The sequence below is a fragment of the Ruminococcus sp. XPD3002 genome, from assembly GCA_900119535.1.
Taxonomy (GTDB): domain Bacteria; phylum Bacillota; class Clostridia; order Oscillospirales; family Ruminococcaceae; genus Ruminococcus; species Ruminococcus flavefaciens_H.
This window is the reverse complement of the sequence record FPJT01000008.1, coordinates 122,603-145,325: the sequence shown is the minus strand read 5'-3', so window position 1 is coordinate 145,325 and position 22,723 is coordinate 122,603. Positions and strand designations below refer to the sequence as shown.

Here is a 22,723-nt window from a genome sequence, read left to right as displayed (position 1 = left end):
ACCTCCGATCATTTCCATGGTCTTTTTCCGCTTGTCCAGCCTTTTTCCTTCCAGTATCCAGCATCTGCTTCGTTGAAGCCGTTACGCTGCATCATGCTCATTATGAAGAACATACCGCGTGTTTTTAGCGGTATGCCGCCTTTATAGCCGAGTATCTTCTTTGCGATCGAATCCGTTTTTACTTCAATGCTCTTTTTGATCTTGGGCTTTACGTGATCCCAGCGTGCTTCCATAACTGCTTTACCATACTTGTACACTCTTGGTATCCCCCAGAAGAAGCAGCTGTCTGCGACGTCCTTTATTGCGGACTTCATTCCCGCACCTGCTGCCGTGGAGATAACAACAGCCTGTTTGCTGAACATCTTCTCCTCGGGACGGTGTACCATCCAGCGCCAGCCGTAGTGATCCAGAAAAGCCTTCATCTGTCCCGTTGCATGGTATACATATACGGGCGTAGTGAAGATAAGTATATCCGAGCTGTCGATCATTTCAGTCAGCGGCGAAAGCTTACCAAAGTGCGGACATTCTCTCTCGCTTTTACCGAAACAGTTTGTGCAGCCGCAGCAGAATTCTCCGAAATCACGGGGAAGGAATATCTCGCTGATATTTTCCTCAGATGTGATTTTTCCGGCAAGAAGTCTGCCAATATTGTAGGTGGAACCCTTGTGGTCCGTTCCGCTTATAATAAGGACCTTCATTATTTTGCCTTAGGTATCCCCTCGATAACGGGATCCTTTTCGTTACGCTTGAAAAGTACGAACTTGCTGCCTATTACCTGTACAACGTCCGCACCTGTCTGCTCTGCTATCGCATCAGCAGCTTCCCTTGCGGTCCATCCTGAATTATCAAGTACTCTCAGCTTTATAAGTTCTCTCTTGCGAAGCGCATCGGAGATATCCTTGCACATTGCTTCGGTAACTCCGCCCTTGCCTACCTGATATATAGTCTCGTAATTTGAAGCGATACCTCTCAGGTACGCTCTCTGTTTGCTTGTAAGCATATAACTCTCCTTATTTTTTGCTTAAGTATTCATACAGTGCCTTAAGTGCAGCACCTCTGTGACTTATTGCATTCTTCTCATCCGGTGTGAGTTCAGCCATGCTTCTGTCCCCTACCATGAATACGGGATCATAGCCGAATCCGTTTGTTCCGCGCATCTCGTGACCGATGCTTCCCTTGCATTCTCCGCTCATAGTCGATGACTCATTGCCGTCCACATATGCGATAGTACACATGAATGCAGCTCCCCTTTTTTCCTCGGGAACGTCCTTCATTTCATCCAGAAGCTTAGAACAGTGCTGACCTTCGGGAGCATATCTTGCAGAGTAAACTCCCGGTCTGCCGTCCATTGCCTCCACGCAGAGACCGCTGTCGTCTGCAATAGTGGGAAGCCCTGTTGCCTCAAAAACTGCACGGGCTTTGATAAGCGCATTTTCTGCGAATGTTGTACCGTTTTCCTCGGGATCGCAGTTTGCACCTGCTTCACGCTGTGAAAGGACTTCTATCCCCAGCGGAGCAAGTATCTCTCTTGCCTCGCGGAGCTTATTGGCATTATTTGTAGCCATAACGAGCTTAGTTATCATCGTCATCGTCCTTTCTGCCGAAAAGTCTGCTGAAGAAGCCCTTCTTTTTCTTCTTCTCAGGCTCGGGAGCAGCTTCTTCTTCCTGTTCCTCTTCATCTTCGTCGGACGGAGCATCCTCAGGGAAGTTATCCATGAAGCTCTCATCGAAGTTGTAGTCTGTTCTTGCCTCAAATACGGCATTTTCATCGAAGTTGTCTACATCAAATGAGTCATCATCGGACTCATCTTCATCTTCATCATCAGACTCGTCTTCATCCTCATCGTCGGACTCATCTTCATCTTCATCATCAGACTCGTCTTCATCCTCATCGTCGGACTCGTCTTCGTCATACTCAGACTCATCATAGTCCTCTGACTCTGTATCTTCAAGCTCGTTTTCTTCCTCTTCCTCGTCCTCCTCATAGGTCGTATCAAAGAGTGCATCAACGAACATATGGCTGTCGAATGGCTGAAGATCCTCGATAGTTTCGCCGACACCTATCAGCTTTACTGGTATACCCAGTTCGTTCTTGATAGATATAACGATACCGCCCTTTGCCGTACCGTCCAGCTTTGTGAGTACGATACCCGTAATAGGCGCTGTTTCACTGAAAAGCTTAGCCTGACTTACTGCGTTCTGACCTGTTGTGGCATCAAGAACGAGAAGTATCTCACGAGAACTTTCCCCTGCCTTTGTATCGATGATACGGTTTATCTTTTTAAGCTCCTCCATAAGGTTCTTCTTGTTATGGAGTCTTCCTGCTGTATCTATAATGACTACATCGCAGCCTCTTGCCTTTGCAGCTTCAAGTGCATCATAAACTACAGCACCCGGATCAGAACCCTCAGCGTGTTTTACAATGTCAACCCCTGCACGGTCAGTCCAGACCTGAAGCTGGTCTATAGCAGCCGCACGGAATGTATCAGCTGCTGCAACAAGGACCTTCTTGCCCTCGTTCTTGAACTGGTGGCAGAGCTTACCGATAGTTGTAGTCTTTCCTGCGCCGTTAACGCCTATTACCATGATGACTGCGGGAGATACCGACAGGTCGAGACCTGTATCATCACCCATCATATCGGCAATTACCTCATGGATAAGTCCCATAATGTCCTTTGGATCTGTTATACCGCGCTCCTTTACAAGTTTACGCAGTCTATCGCATATCTCAACGGAGGTATCAACGCCGATATCACTCATTATCATCTGCTCTTCGAGTTCCTCGAAAAGCTCCTCATCGATCTTTGTAAACGAGTTGAATATCCTTTGCAGACCTCCCAGGAAGGAGTCCTTGGTCTTGCGAAGTCCCTCTGCTATCTTTGAAAAAATACTCATAATCTGTTCCTATCTGCCGCGGTGCGGCTATATAATACATTCGTTAAAAAGCGGGATAATGTGACACATCACTGTATATCAGCAACATCCTCCTGGAAATCCACCTGTTCCATTTTCAGGAGCTTGGATATACCGTCCTCCTGCATTGTAACACCGTAAAGCACGTTAGCTTCTTCCATTGCGCTTCGTCTGTGCGTTACCAGTACGAACTGCGTAGTGTCGGTGAAGTTCTTCAGGTACTGAGCGTACTTCCTTACGTTGACCTCATCAAGTGCCGCATCTATCTCATCAAGTATACAGAAAGGTGCGGGACGGAGTTTAAGTATCGCAAAGTATATTGCAATAGCTACAAACGCCTGCTCACCACCCGAGAGTGATATCAGGTTCTTGATGACCTTTCCGGGAGGTGCAACGCTTATCTCTATACCCGAACCGAGAACATCCTCGGGATCGGTGAGTATCAGCTCTGCCTTGCCGCCTCCGAACAGTTCGACGAAAATGCTCTTGAAGTTAGAGTTGATTATGCGGAAGCTCTCCTCGAAGATACGGCACATTTCCTCTGTAAGTTCAGCGATTATCCTCTCCAGCTCATTCTTGGACTTCTGAACGTCCGCAAGCTGTTCGGACATGAACCTGTATCTTTCCGATACCTCGCGGTATTCCTCGATAGCGTCCACGTTAACGCTTCCCAATGCACGTATCTTGTTTTTTACTGAGGTAAGCTCCTGCTGTGCGGCAGTGAGGTCCTCTATCTTTTCGGCTATCTGAATAGCTTCCGAACGGGTAAGCTCGTAGACTTCAAGCAGCTGACGTATCATGTTGTCGCTGTCACGCTTGATGTTCTCGCTTCGCTCTTCAAGACGGGTGATATCTCCCGAGAGATTTTCCTTTGCCTCGTTCAGACCTTTCATACCCTTCTGTATCTCGTTTACGAGACGTGTCTGCTCGGTATGAATGTCCTGATAACGCTTTATCTGTTCAAGACTGCTTTCAGTATTACTCTTCATTCCTTCGAGTTCGCCCCGGAGCTTTTCGATATCAGCCTGTTTTTCTGCTATAAGCTTCTCCTGACGTGATATCTCCTCGAGGAAAAGACTGTTTCCGCTTTTCAGTTCTTCAAGACGTTCATCTGCATGCTGTATCTCAAGCTGCTGAGCCTGTATGTCCTTATCCTTTTCCATATCGGTGATACGGAGCTGAGAAAGTTTCTCTGAAAGCTCTGCACGGGCAAGTCTCAGCTTTTCACGGCTGCTTTGTCCCTTTGCAAGCTTTGCCTCAGCTTCTTCGATAAGTTTGCTGTTCTCAGCAATAAGACGTTCACTGTCAGCAATCGCCGTCTTTGCTTCGGCTATCCTTCGTTCTGCGTCCGCAACATACTTTACGGAGCTTTCGGACTGCGCCTCAACCTGCTCTGTAAGAGCTGTAAGGCTGTTTATCTCGGCGCTGAGACGAACTCCCTCATTCTCGCATTCTGAAAGTTCCGACTTAGCCGCTTCCATATCGTATCTCAGCTTTTCGGACTCCGCTCTCAGCTTCTCAGCCTTGCCGCGGAGCTCGTCACGGAGTGATGTGAGCTTTTCTATCTCGCCGTCAAGGGTATCAATCTCATTTTTACGGGTTATTATTCCGCCCGACTTCTGAGCCGAACCGCCTGTGAATGAACCGCCTGCGTTTATGACCTGTCCGTCCAGAGTAACTATGCGGAACTTATATCCGTACTTCTTGGCTATATTCGTAGCAGTATCGATATCCTCGGCAATAACAATCCTGCCGAGAAGTGAAGCTATTATGCCGCTGAATTTGCTGTCATAAGTAACTATCCTGCTGGCATTAGCCACGAATCCGTCACAGTTTTCAAGTCCCTGCTCACGGAGCTCGTAGCCCTTTACGGAGGTGATAGGCAGGAATGTTGCACGTCCGCCCTTCTGTTCCTTCAGGAAGCGGATACAGCGCTTAGCTATATTCTCGTCCTCGACGATTATGTTCTGCATCGCACCGCCAAGTGCGGTTTCAACAGCAACGGCGTACTTTGGTTCAACGCCGATATTCTGAGCGACCGTACCGAATATACCGCCTATCCTGCCCTGCTTTGATGCACGGAGGACCTGCTTTACGCTTCCCGCAAAGCCTTCCATATTATTTTCAAGGTCGCTGAGTATCTTGCGTCTCTGCTGTTTGTCCTTAAGGTCATAGAGAGCCTTTTCAAACTCTGCCTTTACCTGCTCGAATCCCTGTTTTCGTGAATCGTAAAGCCGCTGAATACCGCTTAAACGATTCCTGATGCTCTCGGCGTTTTCCTTATTCTTCCCGGAATCCGCCTTACAGGCTTCCAGCTTTCGTTTATACTCTTCGGTATTTTCCCTTGCTTCCTCGCTTCTCTTTTTCAGATCCGCAAGTCTTGAATTCTCGTCCTCAATGGTCTGACGTGCAGACTCGGCGGAGTATTTTAGTTCACTCTGCTTTATGTACAGAGCATTTATCTCTCCCGATGCCTCCTCAACGCTGTCGCCCAGCTTGTCGCTTTCGGCTTCGGCAGTATTGAACTCGGCAGTTACTTTATCTATCTCCTCGGTAAGCGCCTCACGCTGTGATTTAAGCTCCGCTATCTTATCCTCTGCGGACTTTTTCTGCTGTAACAGCTCGGACTTTGTATCCTCAGAGTTCTCTATACTGCGCCTTGCATTTTTTACAGCCTCGTTGCAGTGGAGAATATCGTTTTCAAGTACGGCAATTCCCGATTTCTTCTCGGATGAAAGCTGTTCGTCCTCCAGCATCTTTTTTCTTATCTCGTCCGAACGTACCGTACTCTCCTGCATCTTGCGGTAGCCTTCCTGGAGCTTCTCGTCCTGACGCTGAAGGTCATTCTCAACGTTCTCATACTCATTACGGCTTACAAGTATCTTCTCATCCAGTTCACGTTCCTTTGCACTGAGTTCATCAAGACGTGTTACCCATACGGATATTTCAAGTCTCTTACGCTCTTCTGCCAGTTTTACGAACTTTTCCGCCTTCTGGGACTGTATCCTCAGAGGTTCTACACGACTTTCCAGCTCGGATATGATATCGGTGAGACGAACCATGTTTTCCTGTGCGGCTGTGAGCTTTCTTTCAGCCTCCAGCTTCTTGTAGCGGAATTTTGAGATACCTGCCGCTTCCTCGAATATATCACGGCGCTCGTTGCTTTTCTGTCCGACTATCTCGGCTATACGTCCCTGTCCGATAATGGAGTAACCGTCCCTTCCGAGACCTGTATCCATGAACAGCTCGTTTATATCCTTAAGTCGGCAGGGTTTGCCGTTTATCATATACTCGCTCTCACCGCTGCGGTAGAGTTTACGGGTGACTGCCACCTCGTCATCCATATCCGCAAGAGTCTTGTCTGTATTGTCTATGTTGAGCGTTACTGCCGCAAAACCCATCGGTTTCCTTGCAACAGTACCCGAGAATATAACGTCCTCCATTTTATTTCCGCGGAGAGTCTTTGTGGACTGCTCGCCCAGTACCCAGCGGACGGAATCGCCTATATTGCTCTTACCGCTTCCGTTAGGACCTACGACTGCTGTAAGTCCTTTATCGAATGTAAGGCTTATCTTATCGGGAAAGGACTTGAAGCCCTGTATTTCCAGTGATTTAAGGTACAAATCCTCACCTCCTGAGCTCGCACCTGTATTTCGGGACGCTTTCATCCCCTGTTATCTTAAGCGCTATACCGCGCTCTCTGAAGTATTCTATGTTAGCTCTGCCGTGTCCGACCGCTTTGCTTATGCATGAGGGGGACACCGCAAATACTGCTGTGTCAGACATGTGACCGCAGTTTTTCAGTTCAAATTCCATATTATGCCTGTATATCACAGTTTCGCATATTTCCCTGAAGGCAGGATGATAGAAGCCTCCCACCATATCGTGCTCCACGAACTCGCTTGCATGAAGTCCGCATTTTATGACACGGATGCCGTCTCCCTCAAACATTACCATAGCAGAAGCGGCTATATCCACTGCCGTATCGAAGTCAAAGGGTACATACTCGCCGCTTTTCAACAGCTCTGCAAGCTTGGTACCTTCAAGTACGACCACGGGGTATATCCTCACGGTATCAGGTCTCAGGGCATGTATCGCCCTTATGGTCTCCCATTCCTTTTCTGGAGTGCTTCCGTAAAGACCGATCATCATCTGCAAGCCAAGTTCAATACCGAATGCCCGTATCAGCTCACAGGCATTAATTACTTCCTGAGCCGTATGTCCGCGCTCATTGAGAGCAAGGACCTCATCATCCATTGACTGCGCTCCAAGCTCTATTGCGGTAACTCCTGCGGCTTTCAGCTCGAAAAGTATCTCGGGAGTTATACAGTCGGGACGTGTTGAACAGCGTATGCCCCTGAACCTGCCCTCGCCTACGAATTCATGAGCTGCTGAGAGAAGTTCTGTCATGTAATCGTGAGGTATAGCTGTGAAGCTGCCTCCGAAAAATGCTATCTCTGTATTCTCGGGAGACCTAACCTCGCTGAGCGCTCTTGTGCATATCTCCCTTACATCGTCCCCATGAGGAAGATGCTGCGCTCCGCTGATAGTATTCTGGTCGCAGAACGTACATTTATGCGGACAGCCTACATGAGGTACGAATATGGAGATATTACTGTGTTTCATAGCCCATAAGCTCGAGAGCTTCCTTAGCGGCAAGCTGTTCGGCTTCCTTCTTGCTTCTGCCCTTGCCCTTGCCGATAACCTGTGAATTAAGGCACACCTCTACCACGAATCTCTTGTTGTGGTCAGGTCCCTCTTCGCCTATAAGAACGTATTCCACCTTTTCCTCGGGGTTCTTCTGAACTACTTCCTGAAGAACTGTCTTGAAATCGCTGAAAGCAGGGTGGTGAAGATGCTCGACGTCCTTCGGTATAAAACGGAGTATGTGCTTTGACGCAGCTTCCATACCGCCGTCCAGGTATATAGCAGCTATAACAGCTTCAAAAGCATCCGCAAGTATCGATGGGCGCTCACGTCCGCCTGTATTCTCCTCGCCCTTGCCAAGGCGGAGGTAATTGCCAAGCTCTATCTGCTTTGCGAAAATATGAAGTGATTTCTCGCATACCAGCGAAGCACGTATCTTTGTGAGTTCACCCTCTGCAACGTTGTTAAGGTTCTTGTAGAGATAGTCAGAAACAACGATAGAGAGTACACTGTCGCCGAGAAATTCAAGGCGTTCATTGCTTCCGTTGGGGTGCTTCTTTTCGTTTGCATAGGACGAATGTGAGAGCGCCTGTTTGAGAAGCTGTATATTTTTGAATTTATAATTTATTGTCTCTTCGAGTTTTTCAAAATTATTCTCCATTTGTCTGCTCCTTTGCGATAGCTGCAACGTATTCCTCTATAGCTTCGGTAACTTTTCCCTCGACGCATCGCTTTGCCTGTCTTACGGCATTGTAGAATGCGGTAGCGTCCGAGCTTCCGTGAGCCTTTATTACGGGACGCCTTACGCCGAGAAGTGCCGAGCCTCCTACTTCCTTATAATCCATCTGTTTGCGGAACTGCTTTATCTTGCCAAGTGAGAACAGTGCGCCTATTTTGCCTGCCCCTGAGAATATCCACTTTATCTTCTTAGAGAAGAATGAACCCATTCCCTCATAGAGCTTAAGTACAACGTTTCCCGTAAAGCCGTCCGTAACGACGACCTGTATCTCGCCCTTCGGGATATCTCTTGCTTCGATATTGCCTGTGAAGTTCAGTCCCGAGCTTTCAAGCAGCTTGTAGGACTCGATCTCCAGTTCCCTGCCCTTGGTCTCTTCAGCGCCTATATTCAGGAGTCCGACCTTAGGCGTAGATACTCCCATTACCTTTTCCATGTAGGCGCTTCCCATAACTGCGAACTGCACCAGCATCTCGGGACGGCACTCGGTATTTGCACCTGCGTCCACAAGAATGAAACTGCCCTTATCCGCAGGCATTACAGGTGACGGAGCAACTCTCTTGATACCTTTGATACGCTTGACGATGAAGGTAGCTCCCATGACCAGTGCTCCCGTACTTCCCGCTGAAACGAAAGCGTCGCCGCGTCCGTCAGCAAGGAGCTGCAAGCCCAGTGCCATAGAAGTATTCTTGCCTGATTTTATTATCTCCTTCGGTTCTTCATGTATATCAAAAACATCATCCGTATGCTCTATCTCTATGCCTTCGAGGCTTATGCCGTTTTCTTCGGCACATTTCTTTATCTTGTCGCTGCTGCCTGTCAGTATGACTGAAACTCCCAGTTCCCTGACGGCTCTCTCGCAGCCCTTAAGTACTTCCAGCGGAGCGTTATCTCCGCCGAAAGCATCAACGATCACTCTTGTCATATCCGATCCTCTTCAGCTCCTTTTCAAGCGATTCAACGGCACGGCGTGCATATGCTCCGTACCTTTCCTTCTTATCCTTTATCCTTACGCCTATATCGGGAAGTATACCCATATTAGCGCCCATCGGCTGGAACTTGCCGTCGTTGAACGGATCACTGATATACGCCGAGAGCGCTCCCAGCATCGTATCATTCGGAAGGCACAGCGGTTCAAGTCCGAGTATCCTTCTTGCGGCAGCAGTACCTGCGATGATACCGCTTGCGGCAGATTCCATATATCCCTCAACGCCCGTTATCTGTCCCGCGAACCATATGTCCTTATGCTCACGCATGGAGAAGTCACTGTTCAGAAGAGTGGGACTGTTTATGAAGGTATTCCTGTGCATAACTCCATAGCGCATGAACTCTGCATTTTCCAGTCCCGGGATCATTGAGAAAACTCTCTTCTGCTCGCCGAATTTGAGGTTAGTCTGGAAGCCAACCAGGTTGAAAAGAGTAGCCTCCTTGTTCTCTCTTCGGAGCTGTACTACCGCATAGGGACGTCTTCCTGTTCGCTGGTCCGTTATTCCTACAGGCTTCATGGGACCGAAACGCATAGTGTCCTCGCCTCTTGAAGCAAGGACTTCTATAGGCATACAACCCTCGTATACACTGAAGGGATGAGTCTCAAAGTCCTTCAGCTCAACTCTCTCGGCACCGATAAGTGCCTTGTAGAAAGCCTGATACTCCTCTTTATCCATGGGACAGTTGATGTAGTCCGCATCACCGCGGTCGTATCTTGACGCAAAGAATACCTTCTCCTTGTCAAGGCTCTCGTATGTCACTATAGGAGCTGCTGCGTCGTAAAAGCTGAGACCTTCGCCGCAGAGTTCCTTTATCCTGTCTGCCATTGCTCCCGAAGTGAGGGGACCTGTGGCAATAATGCACATTCCCTCGGGAAGCTCTTTTACCTCGCCTTCGACGACCTCTATCAGCGGTTCATTCTTTATGGCTTCGGTAACACTGTCGGAAAAACGCTCTCTGTCCACTGCAAGAGCTCCTCCCGCTTCGACCGAATTAGCCTTTGCACAGGGTACTGTCAGTGAACCGAGCATTTCCATTTCTGTTTTAAGAAGTCCTGCGGAGGATTCAAGCCTTGAAGCCTTAAGCGAATTGGAGCATACAAGCTCCGCAAATCCGCTGTATTTGTGTGCAGGAGAATACTTCTCGGGCTTCATCTCGTAAAGCCTTACGTTTATCCCGTAACGTGCAAGGCTCCATGCTGCTTCGCAGCCTGCAAGACCTGCGCCGATAACATTTACGGTCTGACTCATTTTTTCAGCTCTCTTTCGTAACCGCATCCCTCGTTTTCACAAACGAGTCTGCCTGATTTGCCGCCCTTAGTGAACAGAGTCTTTCCGCACTCGGGACACTTTTCAGCAGTAGGTACGTTCCATGTCATGAAATTACACTCGGGGAAGCCTTCACATCCGTAGAAGCTTCTGCCCTTCTTTGACTTCTTAAGAAGCATTTTCTTTCCGCATCTCGGACAGCTTCCCTCAGTCTCTGTAACTATCTTCTTGGTGTTTGAACATTCAGGGAATCCGGGACAAGCAAGGAATTTACCGTATTTACCGTACTTTATGACCATGTTTCTGCCGCAAAGTTCGCAAACTACATCTGTTTCTTCGTCCGGCACCTTTACTCTCTTGCCTTCCATAGCTTCCTCTGCCTTCTGGAGAGTTGCAGAGAAATCATCGTAGAAATCATGGAGGGTAGTTACCCAGTTCTTGTGACCGTGCTCCACCTCATCAAGGTCATTCTCCATTTCAGCCGTGAACTTGGCATCAACTATCTTCTCGAAGTGGTCCTTCATCAGCTCGGTTATTACCTCGCCGAGGTTGGTAGGTTTGAGCTGTTTTCCCTCATGTTCCACATACTGTCTTGCGGTGATAGTGGTTATGGTAGGAGCATAGGTACTCGGACGTCCGATACCGTTTTCTTCAAGCGCCTTGATAAGCGAAGCTTCGGTATATCTCGGAGGCGGCTGTGTAAAGTGCTGATTTCCTGCGATGGACTTCAGTTTGAGCTTATCCTCTGCCTTAAGCTCGGGAAGCATTTTCTTGTTGCTTTCCTCGCCGTCTGTAGACTCAACATAAAGAGTCATGAAGCCGTCAAACTTGACGGAATAGCCTGTTGCACGGAATGTACATCCGTTTGCGTCGATATCAACAGATACTGTATTGAGCTGAGCATTTGCCATCTGGCTTGCGATGAATCTCTCCCATATCAGCTTATAGAGCTTGAACTGGTCATTTGAAAGACTGTTCTTTACTCTTGCAGGCGTCATTTCTGTAATTGACGGACGTATAGCTTCATGAGCATCCTGAGCATTGCTCTTTGTCTTGAATGTACGCGGCTTGTCGGGGAGATATTCCTTGCCGTAAACTGTACTTATATACTCAGCAGCAGCAGCCTTTGCCTCGTCTGATATACGCAGACTGTCGGTTCTCATGTATGTGATAAGACCTACTGCACCTACGCCCTCAACATCGACACCTTCATAAAGCTCCTGAGCAGCTTTCATGGTTCTCTTTGCGCTGAAGCCGAGCTTTCTCGAAGCTTCCTGCTGGAGAGTAGAGGTTATGAAAGGAGGTGCTGGCTGTTTCTTTGTGACACGCTTCTTAACGGAGGTAACTGTGTATTCCGCACCTTCAAGACGTGCAAGAAGTCCGTCAGCATCAGCCTGATTCGGTATTTCAAGTTTCTTTCCGTCCACTGCAACGAGTGCAGCGTCAAAGACCTTCCTTGAACCCGGAGCAGTAAACTTTGCATCGATCGACCAGTACTCCTTCGGTATGAAGCTTCTTATCTCGTTTTCACGGTCCACTACAAGACGTACAGCAACAGACTGTACTCGTCCTGCTGAAAGTCCCCTTTTGACCTTTTTCCAGAGGAAAGGACTGAGCTTGTAGCCCACAAGACGATCCAGTATACGTCTCGCCTGCTGAGCGTTTACAAGGTCCACATCTATCTTATGCGGATTGCTCATACCATTCTGAACGCCGCTCTTTGTTATCTCGTTGAAAGCGACGCGGTTATTGTCGTTCATATCGAGCTTCAGCATCTGTGCTATATGCCATGATATAGCTTCACCCTCGCGGTCGGGGTCGGTAGCGAGATATATTTTTCCGCATTTCTTTGCGTGTTTCTTAAGTTCCTTTATAACATCCTCTTTGCCCTTCATATCGGTATAAAGAGGCTCAAAATCGTTTTCTGTGTCCACACCGAGCTTAGACTTCGGAAGATCGCGAACATGTCCCATTGAAGCAATGACCTCATATCCTGAGCCTAAGTATTTCTGTATGGTTTTTGCCTTTGCAGGCGACTCTACGATCACTAAATCTGACATTCTTTTTTCTCCTTTAATCTACAGTTCAGCAAAGTGAATACATTTTTCCGGGAAGCGCCTTAACTATCCCCAGCATCTCCAGTTCGGTGAGTTCCACCATAAGTGATGCAGGTTCTATCTCCAGCTTTGTCATAATGACATCTGCATGGAGCGAACAGCCTTCCAGAAGTTTCACTATACTTTCCTGTACATCGGTAAGAGTTCCCTCGGGGATACTACCGATGATATCTGCCTTGTTTTGTTCTGTCTCTTTTTCTTCTACGACTTCATTATGTTCTGTAATCTTCTCTGCCTTTTTCTTTCTTCGTCCCTTTTTCGGACGTGCAAGACGTGTTATATCAAGTTTGGGTTTATCAGCTGAGGAAGTAGGTTCTACGCCAAATGTATCTATACCTGTGTACATTTCCTCTCTGATCTCCTGTTCATTAACACCGCCGATCAGGAAGCGTTCCATAATATCCTCGGCACTGTAAAGAGGTGTAGCACCGTCCCTGAGAAGGAGGATATTACCCGAATACGCAGAACTGAAAATATCAGCAGGCGGCAGACAGAAGACTTCTCTGCCCTGTTCAGCCGATAGGTTCGCAGTTATAAGCGAACCGCTGTGATCCGTCGCTTCAAACACGACCGATACTCTGCCAAGCGCCGAAAGGATACGGTTTCGCTTAGGGAAATTCGATGAGTGAGGCGGAGTTCCTATGGGAAACTCCGAAATGAACACACCGCCGTTTTCAATTATCATATCCCTGAACCTGAAATTATCTTTAGGATAGTCAACATCAACTCCGCAGCCCATAACGCAGGCAGTCGGACGATTCACAGATACCGCTGCAAGATGCGATGCAATATCGATACCCAGTGCAAATCCGCTTACGATGACATATCCGTTCCTTGCAAGCTCGGAACATATCTCCTCAGCGGCTCTGAGTGAATAGTCCGAAGCGTATCTTGCGCCTACCGATGTGACAGTGCGTGTACCCTTAAGACAGGAAATATCACCCTTGTAATAGAGTACGGCAGGAGGGTTGACAATATGCCTGAGCTGATGAGGATATTCCTCAGAACTGTAGCCGACAGCCTTGACGCCCTTTTTCTCGGATTCCTCCATGAGAGAACGTACCTGATCCAGAGTTATGCTGCGTATATTGGCAATTTCTTCCTGCGTAAGGTTCAGGCGGCAGTTCTCCGCCGAAAGCTCGCAGTAAGCCTCTGTAGCTGTTTCAAAGAAGCACATAGCTTCCCAAATCCTTCTGCTGCCCGTGCCGAAAACCATCGACAGCCACAGCCAGTATACAGTTTCATTCACGGCAGCAACCTCCTTCGGTCGTCAGTTCTTATCTCTGCTTATCTCCCACATCAGTATCCCCGCAGCCATAGCTGCATTAAGGGAATTGATATTTCCGTGCATAGGTATAGTTACTTTAATATCGCATCTGTCCGCAGTCTCACGTGAGAGACCGTTTCCCTCGTTTCCGATGAACACAGCCTGTTTTCCCTCCGGACGGATATCCGTTATTTTAACAGCATCCGCATCTATGACCGCAGCCATTGTCTTTACTTCATTTTCTTTCAGCATACTGAAAAGTTCGTCATCGTTATTAATTATCATAACGGGCATACGGAAAACAGATCCCATAGTTGATCTGAGCGTTTTGGGGTTATACAGATCGCAGGAGCCGCACATAAAAATGCCGTCAATACCAAGAGCATCAGCTGTGCGGATAATAGTTCCCACATTGCCCGGATCCTGAAGTCCGTATAACACCACATACTTTCCGTTTTCCGTAAAAACAGGGGCGCAGTCCATGATACGGCAAACTGCAAATACGCCCTGAGTAGTTTCTGTGAGGGATATCTTCTTTGCTATCTCAGGTGATATTATGAACACTCTGTCCATAATATCGGAAAGGTCATGTTCACCCGAAAAGGCAATGAAGTTATCCTCTGTAAAGAACAGTTTCTCCACATTTCCCGCCTGCACAGCATCCTCCACGATGCGAAGTCCCTCCAACACGAACAAGCCGTATCTCTGTCTCTCTTTTTTCTGAGAGGACAGCTTAAGATACAGCTTGACAGCGGGATTATCCTTAGAAGTGATACAGTGATCGGCAGGTACGGGAAGACCGCCGATGAATGTCATATTTCCTGACAATATCACACACTCCCTTTTATCTGATATACAACAAAACACGCTCTTAATAAATAAGGAGCGTGTTTCTGATCCCGATCAAAGAGCAGCCTTAGCCTTATCTACGATAGCTGTGAATCCGGCAGCGTCGTTGATAGCGATCTCTGAGAGCATCTTTCTGTTAAGTGTGATGCCAGCCTTCTTGCAGCCGTTCATGAATGTTGAGTAGTTCATACCATTCATCTTGCATGCAGCAGAGATTCTTGCGATCCAGAGCTGTCTGAACTCTCTCTTCTTCTGCTTTCTTCCGATGTAAGCATAGTTGCCTGACTTCATTACGGCCTGTTTAGCCATCTTGAAGTGCTTGCTCTTAGCGCCCCAGTAGCCCTTAGCAAGCTTTAAAACCTTATTTCTTCTCTTACGAGTCATCATTGCACCCTTAATACGTGCCATAGTCTTTTACCTCCAATAATTGAAAATTGCGAAATTAGTTTTCATACCGCTGCGAATAACTCTGCGGCGTCAGATCACATATAAGGAACGAGCTTCTTGATTGTAGGAGCGTTTGCGCTTCCTGCAACGCCTGCTGTACGAGCGATTCTCTTGCGCTTTGTGTCCTTCTGAGTAAGTCTGTGTCTCTTGTTGGTCTTCTGGTACTTTACCTTACCGCTTCCTGTAATCTTAAAACGCTTCTTTGCGCCTGAGTGAGTTTTAACCTTAACCTTTGCCATTGTTTTATCCTCCTTAATTTAAGAACAGGCTGGTTCTTACTTATTGGTTTTGGGACTTACGAACATAACGATGCTGCGTCCCTCCATTTTAGCCGGCTTATCAACGACACCAGCATCCGAAACTGCCTCCTTGAAGCGATCGAGCAGCTCGTTACCCAGTTCAGGGTGAGCGATTGCACGCTTACGGAACCTTACGGATACCTTAAGCTTATCTCCGCCCTGAAGGAATTTAACAGCCTGATTGACCTTTGTTTCAAAATCGTGGGTATCTATAGTAGAGAACATTCTTATCTCTTTTATTGATACTACCTTCTGATTTTTTCTTGCTTCCTTTTCGCGCTTAGCCTGTTCAAAGCAATACTTTCCGTAATCCATGATACGGCATACGGGCGGTGTTGCCTGTGGAGCGATCTTTACAAGATCGAGATCCTGTTCAAAGGCTAATTTCTGTGCATCCTTGGCGGATAATACTCCGAGCTTCTTTCCATCAGCGTCGATCACGAGAACTTCCTTGTCTCTGATTTCTTCGTTGATCTGCAGTTCCTGTTTGCTAATTGTCAAGCACCTCCAGCTATAAAATAAAAGAAAATGAGTGCAGATAATATCCGCACTCACAATACTTCTGATATATTAACCCTTATGGGAAGATAGATCATTGATATTGACCGTTTCGGCAATGCCTTACGGTGAGAACGGTACGCTCTGCTTTGTTTTCCATAATATTATAATACGTTTTGCGGATGTTGTCAAGTGGTCGGCTGAATTTCATCACTTTGCACAACCATTTTATCTTTCATCTCACAGATTTTATCCCAGATAGCAAAACGAACCTCATATTTTTCAGGTTTGCGGAGTATATCAAGCTCTTTTTCGTCAAAGAAGTCATTCTCCTTTTCCTTATCGTCCGTGACTTCGCAAGCCGCAGGCAGACAAAGTGGCGGATACATGACGCACCACCAGTTATGTCCTTTTGCACTGCCTATCTCTATGCGAAGGGCATGATAGTCTCCCTCCGGCATAGTGATATCACCGTAAACACGCTTATCGAAGTGCATTTCGGTAAGGTATGCCCTTACTTTTTTATCGCACCCATTGTGCTGAAGAACATCCTCAGCAAGCAGTTCTATCTCTGGAATGTGTCCCCTCACTTCTTCCTCTGCATCCGCAAGAGAATCAGCCTCGGAAAGCAAACCGCTTTCAAGGAGTTCATCCCTGACTTTCAGTTTCAGTTCCTGATCGCGAGGACTGTCCGAATCCGCAAGAATGTGGAGCCGAAGAACGTTCCCCCTGATATGTTCAAGAGAATCACCATCCCTGAAAAAGGATACGACCTGTGAAATAAGTACCGCTGCAATTAATCCTATTGCTATCACAGCATCTGTGTATTTTTTCATTTTATCACCTCAGCTGAAAGCATTGGCAAAAAACGAAAGATTATTCAATTCATATGAAAAGCATCAGTACGTATGCAAGTATAAGTATAAGAGCTACTCCAAGCACCGCTACTCTCATCCACAGTTTTTTATCAGGTCTGCTGTATTTACCCATTGCCGATCACCTCTCAGTGTCTCTTTTTTGTACGTTTTCTTCTGTCAGGAGTGTAATCACTGAACACATCCTGCTTTCTGCGTCCGCCGTAAGCCATTTTTCTGCGGTCGGGACGCTGTTTCCTGTCATTGTAAACAGGTCTGCTGCCCTTTTCGTGTCCGCCCTTATAGAGCTTCACCTCGACCTGATGACCATTAATCTTCATCGGGTTGGTGCTTTCGATTATATAGTCATACTCGGTCTCGGGAACTTCCACCGTAGTATGGTCGTCATAAATGTCTATCTTGCCGAAATCCTGTCCCGACATTCCCGTAGCATCAACAAGTGCGCCGAGGATGAAATTCGGAGCAATACGTTTGCTACGTCCGATATTGATGTCCACCTTAACGGTTTTTGCACCGTTCCTGTGTCCCTTTTTGAGAGGACGCGCCGCACTGAATTCTGGAAGTGCAGCTATCTCCTCGCTGAGCTTTCCGCCGATTATACGTGCAGCCGCTTCGCGGGGACCAATGCCCATGGATTCCAGTACGCTCAGTATGTCATATACCGCACCGTCCTCGGGATGTGCCATAGCCGAGATATCCTCAACGAGTTTCTGTTTTTTCAGAGCAACTATATCCGAACGCTCCGGAAGCGGCATCTCCCTTATTTCAGCCTTGGTGTACTGAGCAATAGCCTTAAGGTCGAAGAACTGCCTTCTGCCCGTTATCAGCGTGTATGCAGCACCCTTCTTGCCTGCTCTGCCTGTACGTCCTATACGGTGTATGTAGTACTCATTATCCTGCGGAAGATCGTAATTGAAAACCGCATCGATACCGCTTACATCTATGCCTCTTGCAGCTACATCCGTAGCCACAAGTATATTTGTGTTTTTCGCCTTGAAGGAGTTCATGACCTGAGTTCTCTGAGCCTGCTTCATGTCTCCGTGAAGTCCTGCGGCACGGAGTCCCGACTTCATAAGCTCCTCTGTAAGCTCGTCCACCATTTTCTTGGTGTTGCAGAAAACCATTGCAGAGGACGGCGAATATGCCGCTATCAGCAGTCTGAGAGCATCAGTCTTGCGTCCCATAGCAACCTCAAAATAGTACTGCTCGATGAGGTCCACTGTTTTCTGTGCGGACTTTATCTTTATCTGAACGGGATCACGCTGGTATTTCTCCGTTATAGCCATGATCTCCTTCGGCATAGTAGCCGAGAACAGCACAGTCTGGCGTTCCTCGGGAGCTTCTGCAAGGATAGTTTCAATATCCTCACGGAATCCCATATTCAGCATCTCGTCCGCCTCATCGAGTATCACAGTTTTTAGCTGTTCGAGTTTCAGTGTACGTCTGCGCATGTGATCCATGACACGTCCGGGAGTTCCTATAACGATATTTGCACCTCGTTTAAGCTCCATTATCTGCTTTTCCATACTTGCACCGCCGTAGACCGCACAAGTCCTGACATTCCTCTTGTACTTGGCGAATTTTCGTATCTCGCCTGCTGCCTGCATTGCAAGCTCTCTCGTAGGACAGAGTATCAGCACTTCCGCACATCTTTTGTCGCTTCCCGTAACACGTTCAACGGCAGGGATGCCGAAAGCTGCTGTTTTTCCCGTACCTGTGTTGGAACGTCCCACAACGTCTCTGCCCTCCAGCAGAACGGGAATACTTTTTTCCTGTATTTCTGTCATTTCAGAGAAGCCGAGCTCCTCTACTGCGTCGATTATCTCCTGTGAAAGATCAAGTTCCTTGAATTGCATAATTTTCCTTTCTCTGTTTACAAATTGCGCTAATTTCCTATATATCATAATACCACAAATATCAGCAAAGGTCAAGGGATGAAAAAATACAAAAATATTTTTACTTATCATCAGCCGACGTTTTCCGACATATTACGCACAAGTTCCGCATTATAATATTCTCAGGACAGACTGAAGATGCAGTCGAAGGGAGGCGTATATTGCAGACAATCTATATCGATGTTCTTATTATCCTCAACATCTACGTGAATTTCTTTCTGCTGAAGATTACCGCCAAGCTAACTCATTCTCCGCTGAAAACAGGCAGATGCACCGCAGCAGCTGTATACGGCAGCATATATTCGCTCCTAATACTCGCTCCCGATATGCCGTTTCCGCTTACAACTGCTGTACGTACCGCCGCAGCAGTCACTATAGTCGCAGCCGCTTTCGGATACGGAGGCATAAGAAGTCTTGTCATGAACACAACTGCATTCTTCGCTTCAAACTTTGTCCTTGCAGGTATTGTCTACGCTGTTTACTCGTGGCTAAAGCCTGCATCAATGCATTTCTGCAATTCCTACTTCTACATAGACTTCTCACTCATACTCCTCGTTGTGACTACTGCCGCAGCATACGCAGGAGTGTCCGTATTCAGGCGTTTTACCGATTCAACTCCATGTGAGGAAGGCTGCTATCAGGTCCTGATACGATACGGCGAAAGGGTCACTTCACTTGAAGGACTTGCTGATACAGGTAACGCTCTTGTGGACCTGTTTACAGGTAGTCCCGTCATAATTTGCGATACTGCCGACTCGTACCGTATAACCGGGATTTCAGAACTGACAATGACCGAATTGCCGAAGGGGTTCCGCATTATCCCCTGCTCGACTGTCTCAGCAGAAGGAGTGATACCCGTATTCCGTCCCGATGAAGTGATAATAAAGGATATGAGGAACAGCCGCCGCAAGTCAGCGGAAGTGCTTATCGGCTTCGGCAGGACCGGCGGAAAAGCGATTTTCAACCCTAAAATACTTTAGAAACGAAAGGAGAAAACATGAATATACTGCAAAAACTAAAAGAGTGCATACAGCGCTTCTTTACGGGAAACGTCCACTACGTCAACGGTTCCGACACACTCCCTCCGCCTCTGACAAAGCAAGAGGAACAGGAGGTATTCTGCCGTCTTATGGAGGATGACACCGAAGCCCGTAAAACTCTCATAGTTCACAATCTTCGTCTTGTGGTCTATATCGCAAAGAAGTTCGAGTCCACAGGCATAGGCATCGAGGATCTTGTCTCCATAGGCACTATCGGCCTCATAAAGGCTGTGAACACCTTCTGTCCCACCAAGAACATAAAGCTTGCGACATACGCTTCAAGGTGCATAGAGAACGAGATACTCATGTTCCTGCGGAAAGCTTCACAGTACCGCGGAGACCTGTCTATCGATGAACCGCTTAACACCGACTATGACGGCAACGAACTCCTGCTGTCGGATGTTCTCGGCACAGATGATGATATCGTCAGCAAAGGCATAGAAAACGAAGCTGAACGCACAATGCTCCGTGATGCTGTTGCGGAGCTCGGTGGACGTGAGCGCGAGATAATGGAAATGCGCTTCGGACTCCTTGACGGCAAAGAGAAAACGCAAAAGGAAGTGGCGGACATAATAGGCATATCCCAGTCCTACATATCAAGACTGGAGAAAAAAATCATCAAGAAGCTTCGTGTAAGACTTGAAAGTCTGTCATGAGCGTTAGCGCGTACCGTCCTTCGATACGCGCTTTTTGCTTTGTAATGTTAAAAATCATATCCGTCATGAATTATCAACACCCCATTTAGGATAAACTGACGATTTTTTCAGCCGCTATTGAAATAATCAGACCTTAATGATATAATAATAAGTAATAAATTGGAATCGTATAGGAGCTTATAAATGAAAAAATGGAATATCCGCATCCCAGAACGCAAAACAGTTTCTGCGCTGACTTTCGGATGCGGCGTAAGTACCCTTACAGCTGCCGTACTTGCTTCAAAAGGCTATTCTTCCCCTGAATCCGTCATCAATGACCTTCAGGCAGAGGGACTTTCAGATTCTTTCCTCATAAAGGACATGCAGAAAGCTGCGGACGCTGTCAATAACGCCATAGACTCGGGAATGAAGCTGTGCATTTACGGCGATTATGACTGCGACGGTATAATGTCCACAGCAATACTCTATTCTTACCTCACCGAAATAGGTGCGGACGTAATGTACTATATCCCCGAACGAAACGAGGGATACGGTCTTAATACAACTGCCATAGATAAACTCTCCGACAGCGGAGTTAACATGATAATCACTGTTGATAACGGTATAACCGCTATTTCCGAAGCCGAATACATCTACGCTCTCGGAATGAAACTCATCGTCACAGACCACCACCAACAGGGAGATACACTTCCCCGTGCAGAGGCTGTTGTGGATCCCCACAGACACGACTGCTTCTCCCCCTTCAAGTACGCCTGCGGTGCAGTCATAGCACTGAAACTTGTTGCTGCCCTCGACGGAGGTGACTACACAATGGCGCTTGAACAGTTCGGCGACCTTGCAGCAATAGCGACAATAGCGGACATAGTCAGCCTTAAGGGCGAGAACAGATTCATTGCCGCTTACGGTATGGAACTCATAAACAATACGGATCGTCCCGCACTTATCGCTCTGAAAGAAGTAAGCGGTCTTACAGAAAAGGCTATCGATTCAAGAGCCGTGGGATTCGGACTTGCACCGCGCATAAACGCATCAGGACGCTTCGGTTCACCTCTTACCGCTCTTAAGCTGTTCCTGTGTGAGGACTACGACGAGGCTCTTCCCATTGCCCGTGAGCTGGACCGACTGAACAACGAGCGCAAGGATGCGGAAAACGCCATTATTTCCGAGGTCTATGACATGATAGATGCCAGCCCAGACCTCATCCGCGGCAGAATCATTTTCATCTGCGGAAAGAACTGGCACCACGGCGTTATAGGTATCGTCGCTTCACGTATAATGGAGCAGTTCGGAAAGCCTTGCTTCATCGCTTCCGAAGATAACGGCGAGATACGGGGTTCGGCACGTTCATTCGCTGAATTCTCGGTATTCGGAGCGCTTACATATGCCGCCGATACCCTCGTCAAGTTCGGCGGACATCCCGGTGCAGGCGGTTTCACAATAAAAGAGGGACAGGCTGATGAGTTCCGCAGGCTTCTTGAAAAATACGCTCTGGAGAACCATAAAACGATGCCTGTTGCAGAGCTTTCCGCAGATGCACAGCTTACTCCCGAAGAACTGGACATCGATAATATCCGCGGACTTTCCGTCCTTGAACCATTCGGTATGGACAACGAAAAACCGCTTTTCTACATAGAAAATGCTCAGGTAATGGATATATTTCCCCTTTCAGAGGGCGCACACTCCAAGCTAAGGCTGAAACTCGGATACACCACTGCCGAGGCTCTGGTATTCAGGTGCAGTCCCTCGCAGCTCACTGTGAAAAAGGGCGATATCTGTGATATGATAGTTTCGCTCGGCGTTAATGAGTTCAGAGGGAACATATCCCCAAGCATTTTCGTCAGTGATATACGCCCCCACGTATTCACTCAGAGCAAATACTTTGCAGGCAGGGACGTTTTCGAGGCTTTCCTTCGTAATGAGGAGCTTCCGAAAAATTACTACCCGAGCATGATGCCTTCCCGTGAAGACGTCATCAAGGTCTATAAAGGCATTAACGAGACAGGTACCAACTTCGACACGCTGTTCATTCGTCTCAGCGACCTGAGACTGAATTACTGCCGCTTTGCTGTAGCAGTCGAAGCACTCCGTCAGCTCGGACTTATCCGTGTGAATTCAGCGGATATGAACGTATCACGTGTCAGAGTTACAGAACGTGCAGACCTTGCATCTGCTCCTGTACTGGTCAGACTAAGGGAACTCTGCGGAGATGCCGCAGAACGTAAAAAATAA

At 47.5% G+C, this 22,723-nt stretch carries 19 protein-coding genes and 1 pseudogene; 3 read left to right on the top strand and 17 right to left on the bottom strand.

Annotated features, from left to right (window positions below; translation table 11 throughout):
* Positions 1-8: 8 nt before the first annotated feature.
* The 17 genes and pseudogenes from BT127_RS09085 to BT127_RS09000 all read right to left on the bottom strand — a co-directional run bounded on the left by BT127_RS09085 (position 9) and on the right by BT127_RS09000 (position 18,759).
* Positions 9-698, bottom strand: coding sequence for a flavodoxin family protein (locus tag BT127_RS09085; protein ID WP_075424689.1), 690 nt, complete (start codon positions 696-698; stop codon positions 9-11).
* A complete protein-coding gene (locus BT127_RS09080; RefSeq protein WP_075424688.1) occupies positions 698-1,000 on the bottom strand; it encodes a YhbY family RNA-binding protein in 303 nt (100 codons plus the stop codon). The genes BT127_RS09085 and BT127_RS09080 overlap by 1 nt, the downstream gene beginning before the upstream one ends.
* A gap of 10 nt (positions 1,001-1,010) precedes the next feature.
* Positions 1,011-1,583, bottom strand: coding sequence for an RdgB/HAM1 family non-canonical purine NTP pyrophosphatase (gene rdgB / locus BT127_RS09075; RefSeq protein WP_075424687.1), 573 nt, complete (start codon positions 1,581-1,583; stop codon positions 1,011-1,013).
* A gap of 409 nt (positions 1,584-1,992) precedes the next feature.
* Positions 1,993-2,895 (bottom strand): annotated as a pseudogene (gene ftsY / locus BT127_RS09065) (signal recognition particle-docking protein FtsY); the annotation flags it as partial.
* Between the two features lie 68 nt (positions 2,896-2,963).
* On the bottom strand, positions 2,964-6,536 hold the full coding sequence (gene smc / locus BT127_RS09060; protein WP_075424686.1) for a chromosome segregation protein SMC: 3,573 nt from the start codon (positions 6,534-6,536) through the stop codon (positions 2,964-2,966).
* Between the two features lie 4 nt (positions 6,537-6,540).
* Positions 6,541-7,539: an elongator complex protein 3 gene (locus BT127_RS09055; protein WP_075424685.1), complete on the bottom strand. Its 999-nt coding sequence runs from the start codon at positions 7,537-7,539 to the stop codon at positions 6,541-6,543.
* Positions 7,526-8,221: a ribonuclease III gene (gene rnc, locus BT127_RS09050; protein ID WP_075424684.1), complete on the bottom strand. Its 696-nt coding sequence runs from the start codon at positions 8,219-8,221 to the stop codon at positions 7,526-7,528. Before rnc ends, BT127_RS09055 begins: the two co-directional genes overlap by 14 nt.
* Positions 8,211-9,221 carry a phosphate acyltransferase PlsX gene (gene plsX / locus BT127_RS09045; protein WP_075424683.1) on the bottom strand — a complete coding sequence of 337 codons (1,011 nt, stop codon included), beginning with the start codon at positions 9,219-9,221 and terminating at the stop codon, positions 8,211-8,213. The genes rnc and plsX overlap by 11 nt, the downstream gene beginning before the upstream one ends.
* Complete coding sequence (gene trmFO, locus BT127_RS09040; RefSeq protein WP_082334972.1) at positions 9,202-10,533, bottom strand: methylenetetrahydrofolate--tRNA-(uracil(54)-C(5))-methyltransferase (FADH(2)-oxidizing) TrmFO; 1,332 nt, start codon at positions 10,531-10,533, stop codon at positions 9,202-9,204. Before trmFO ends, plsX begins: the two co-directional genes overlap by 20 nt.
* Positions 10,530-12,611, bottom strand: coding sequence for a type I DNA topoisomerase (gene topA / locus BT127_RS09035; protein ID WP_075424681.1), 2,082 nt, complete (start codon positions 12,609-12,611; stop codon positions 10,530-10,532). The genes trmFO and topA overlap by 4 nt, the downstream gene beginning before the upstream one ends.
* A gap of 25 nt (positions 12,612-12,636) precedes the next feature.
* The gene (gene dprA / locus BT127_RS09030; protein ID WP_075424680.1) at positions 12,637-13,917 is read right to left on the bottom strand and encodes a DNA-processing protein DprA; all 1,281 of its coding nucleotides are present in this window, start codon (positions 13,915-13,917) and stop codon (positions 12,637-12,639) included.
* Between the two features lie 21 nt (positions 13,918-13,938).
* Positions 13,939-14,763, bottom strand: a complete 825-nt coding sequence (locus BT127_RS09025) for a TrmH family RNA methyltransferase (protein ID WP_082334971.1) — start codon at positions 14,761-14,763, stop codon at positions 13,939-13,941.
* 75 nt (positions 14,764-14,838) lie between these two features.
* Positions 14,839-15,192, bottom strand: a complete 354-nt coding sequence (gene rplT / locus BT127_RS09020) for a 50S ribosomal protein L20 (RefSeq protein ID WP_075424679.1) — start codon at positions 15,190-15,192, stop codon at positions 14,839-14,841.
* Positions 15,193-15,266: 74 nt separating this feature from the next.
* Positions 15,267-15,470 carry a 50S ribosomal protein L35 gene (gene rpmI, locus BT127_RS09015; protein WP_075424678.1) on the bottom strand — a complete coding sequence of 68 codons (204 nt, stop codon included), beginning with the start codon at positions 15,468-15,470 and terminating at the stop codon, positions 15,267-15,269.
* Positions 15,471-15,506: 36 nt separating this feature from the next.
* A complete protein-coding gene (gene infC / locus BT127_RS09010; RefSeq protein WP_075424677.1) occupies positions 15,507-16,031 on the bottom strand; it encodes a translation initiation factor IF-3 in 525 nt (174 codons plus the stop codon).
* A gap of 185 nt (positions 16,032-16,216) precedes the next feature.
* The gene (spoIIR, locus tag BT127_RS09005) at positions 16,217-16,864 is read right to left on the bottom strand and encodes a stage II sporulation protein R (protein ID WP_075424676.1); all 648 of its coding nucleotides are present in this window, start codon (positions 16,862-16,864) and stop codon (positions 16,217-16,219) included.
* 167 nt (positions 16,865-17,031) lie between these two features.
* The gene (locus BT127_RS09000) at positions 17,032-18,759 is read right to left on the bottom strand and encodes a DEAD/DEAH box helicase (protein ID WP_075424675.1); all 1,728 of its coding nucleotides are present in this window, start codon (positions 18,757-18,759) and stop codon (positions 17,032-17,034) included.
* Positions 18,760-18,959: 200 nt separating this feature from the next.
* Here BT127_RS09000 and BT127_RS08995 point away from each other — a divergent pair, with 200 nt between their 5' ends.
* The 3 genes from BT127_RS08995 (at position 18,960) to recJ (ending at position 22,723) form a co-directional block, all read left to right on the top strand.
* Positions 18,960-19,778: a sigma-E processing peptidase SpoIIGA gene (locus BT127_RS08995; RefSeq protein WP_075424674.1), complete on the top strand. Its 819-nt coding sequence runs from the start codon at positions 18,960-18,962 to the stop codon at positions 19,776-19,778.
* Between the two features lie 17 nt (positions 19,779-19,795).
* The gene (gene sigE, locus BT127_RS08990) at positions 19,796-20,494 is read left to right on the top strand and encodes an RNA polymerase sporulation sigma factor SigE (protein WP_075424673.1); all 699 of its coding nucleotides are present in this window, start codon (positions 19,796-19,798) and stop codon (positions 20,492-20,494) included.
* Between the two features lie 183 nt (positions 20,495-20,677).
* Positions 20,678-22,723 carry a single-stranded-DNA-specific exonuclease RecJ gene (gene recJ / locus BT127_RS08985; protein ID WP_075424672.1) on the top strand — a complete coding sequence of 682 codons (2,046 nt, stop codon included), beginning with the start codon at positions 20,678-20,680 and terminating at the stop codon, positions 22,721-22,723.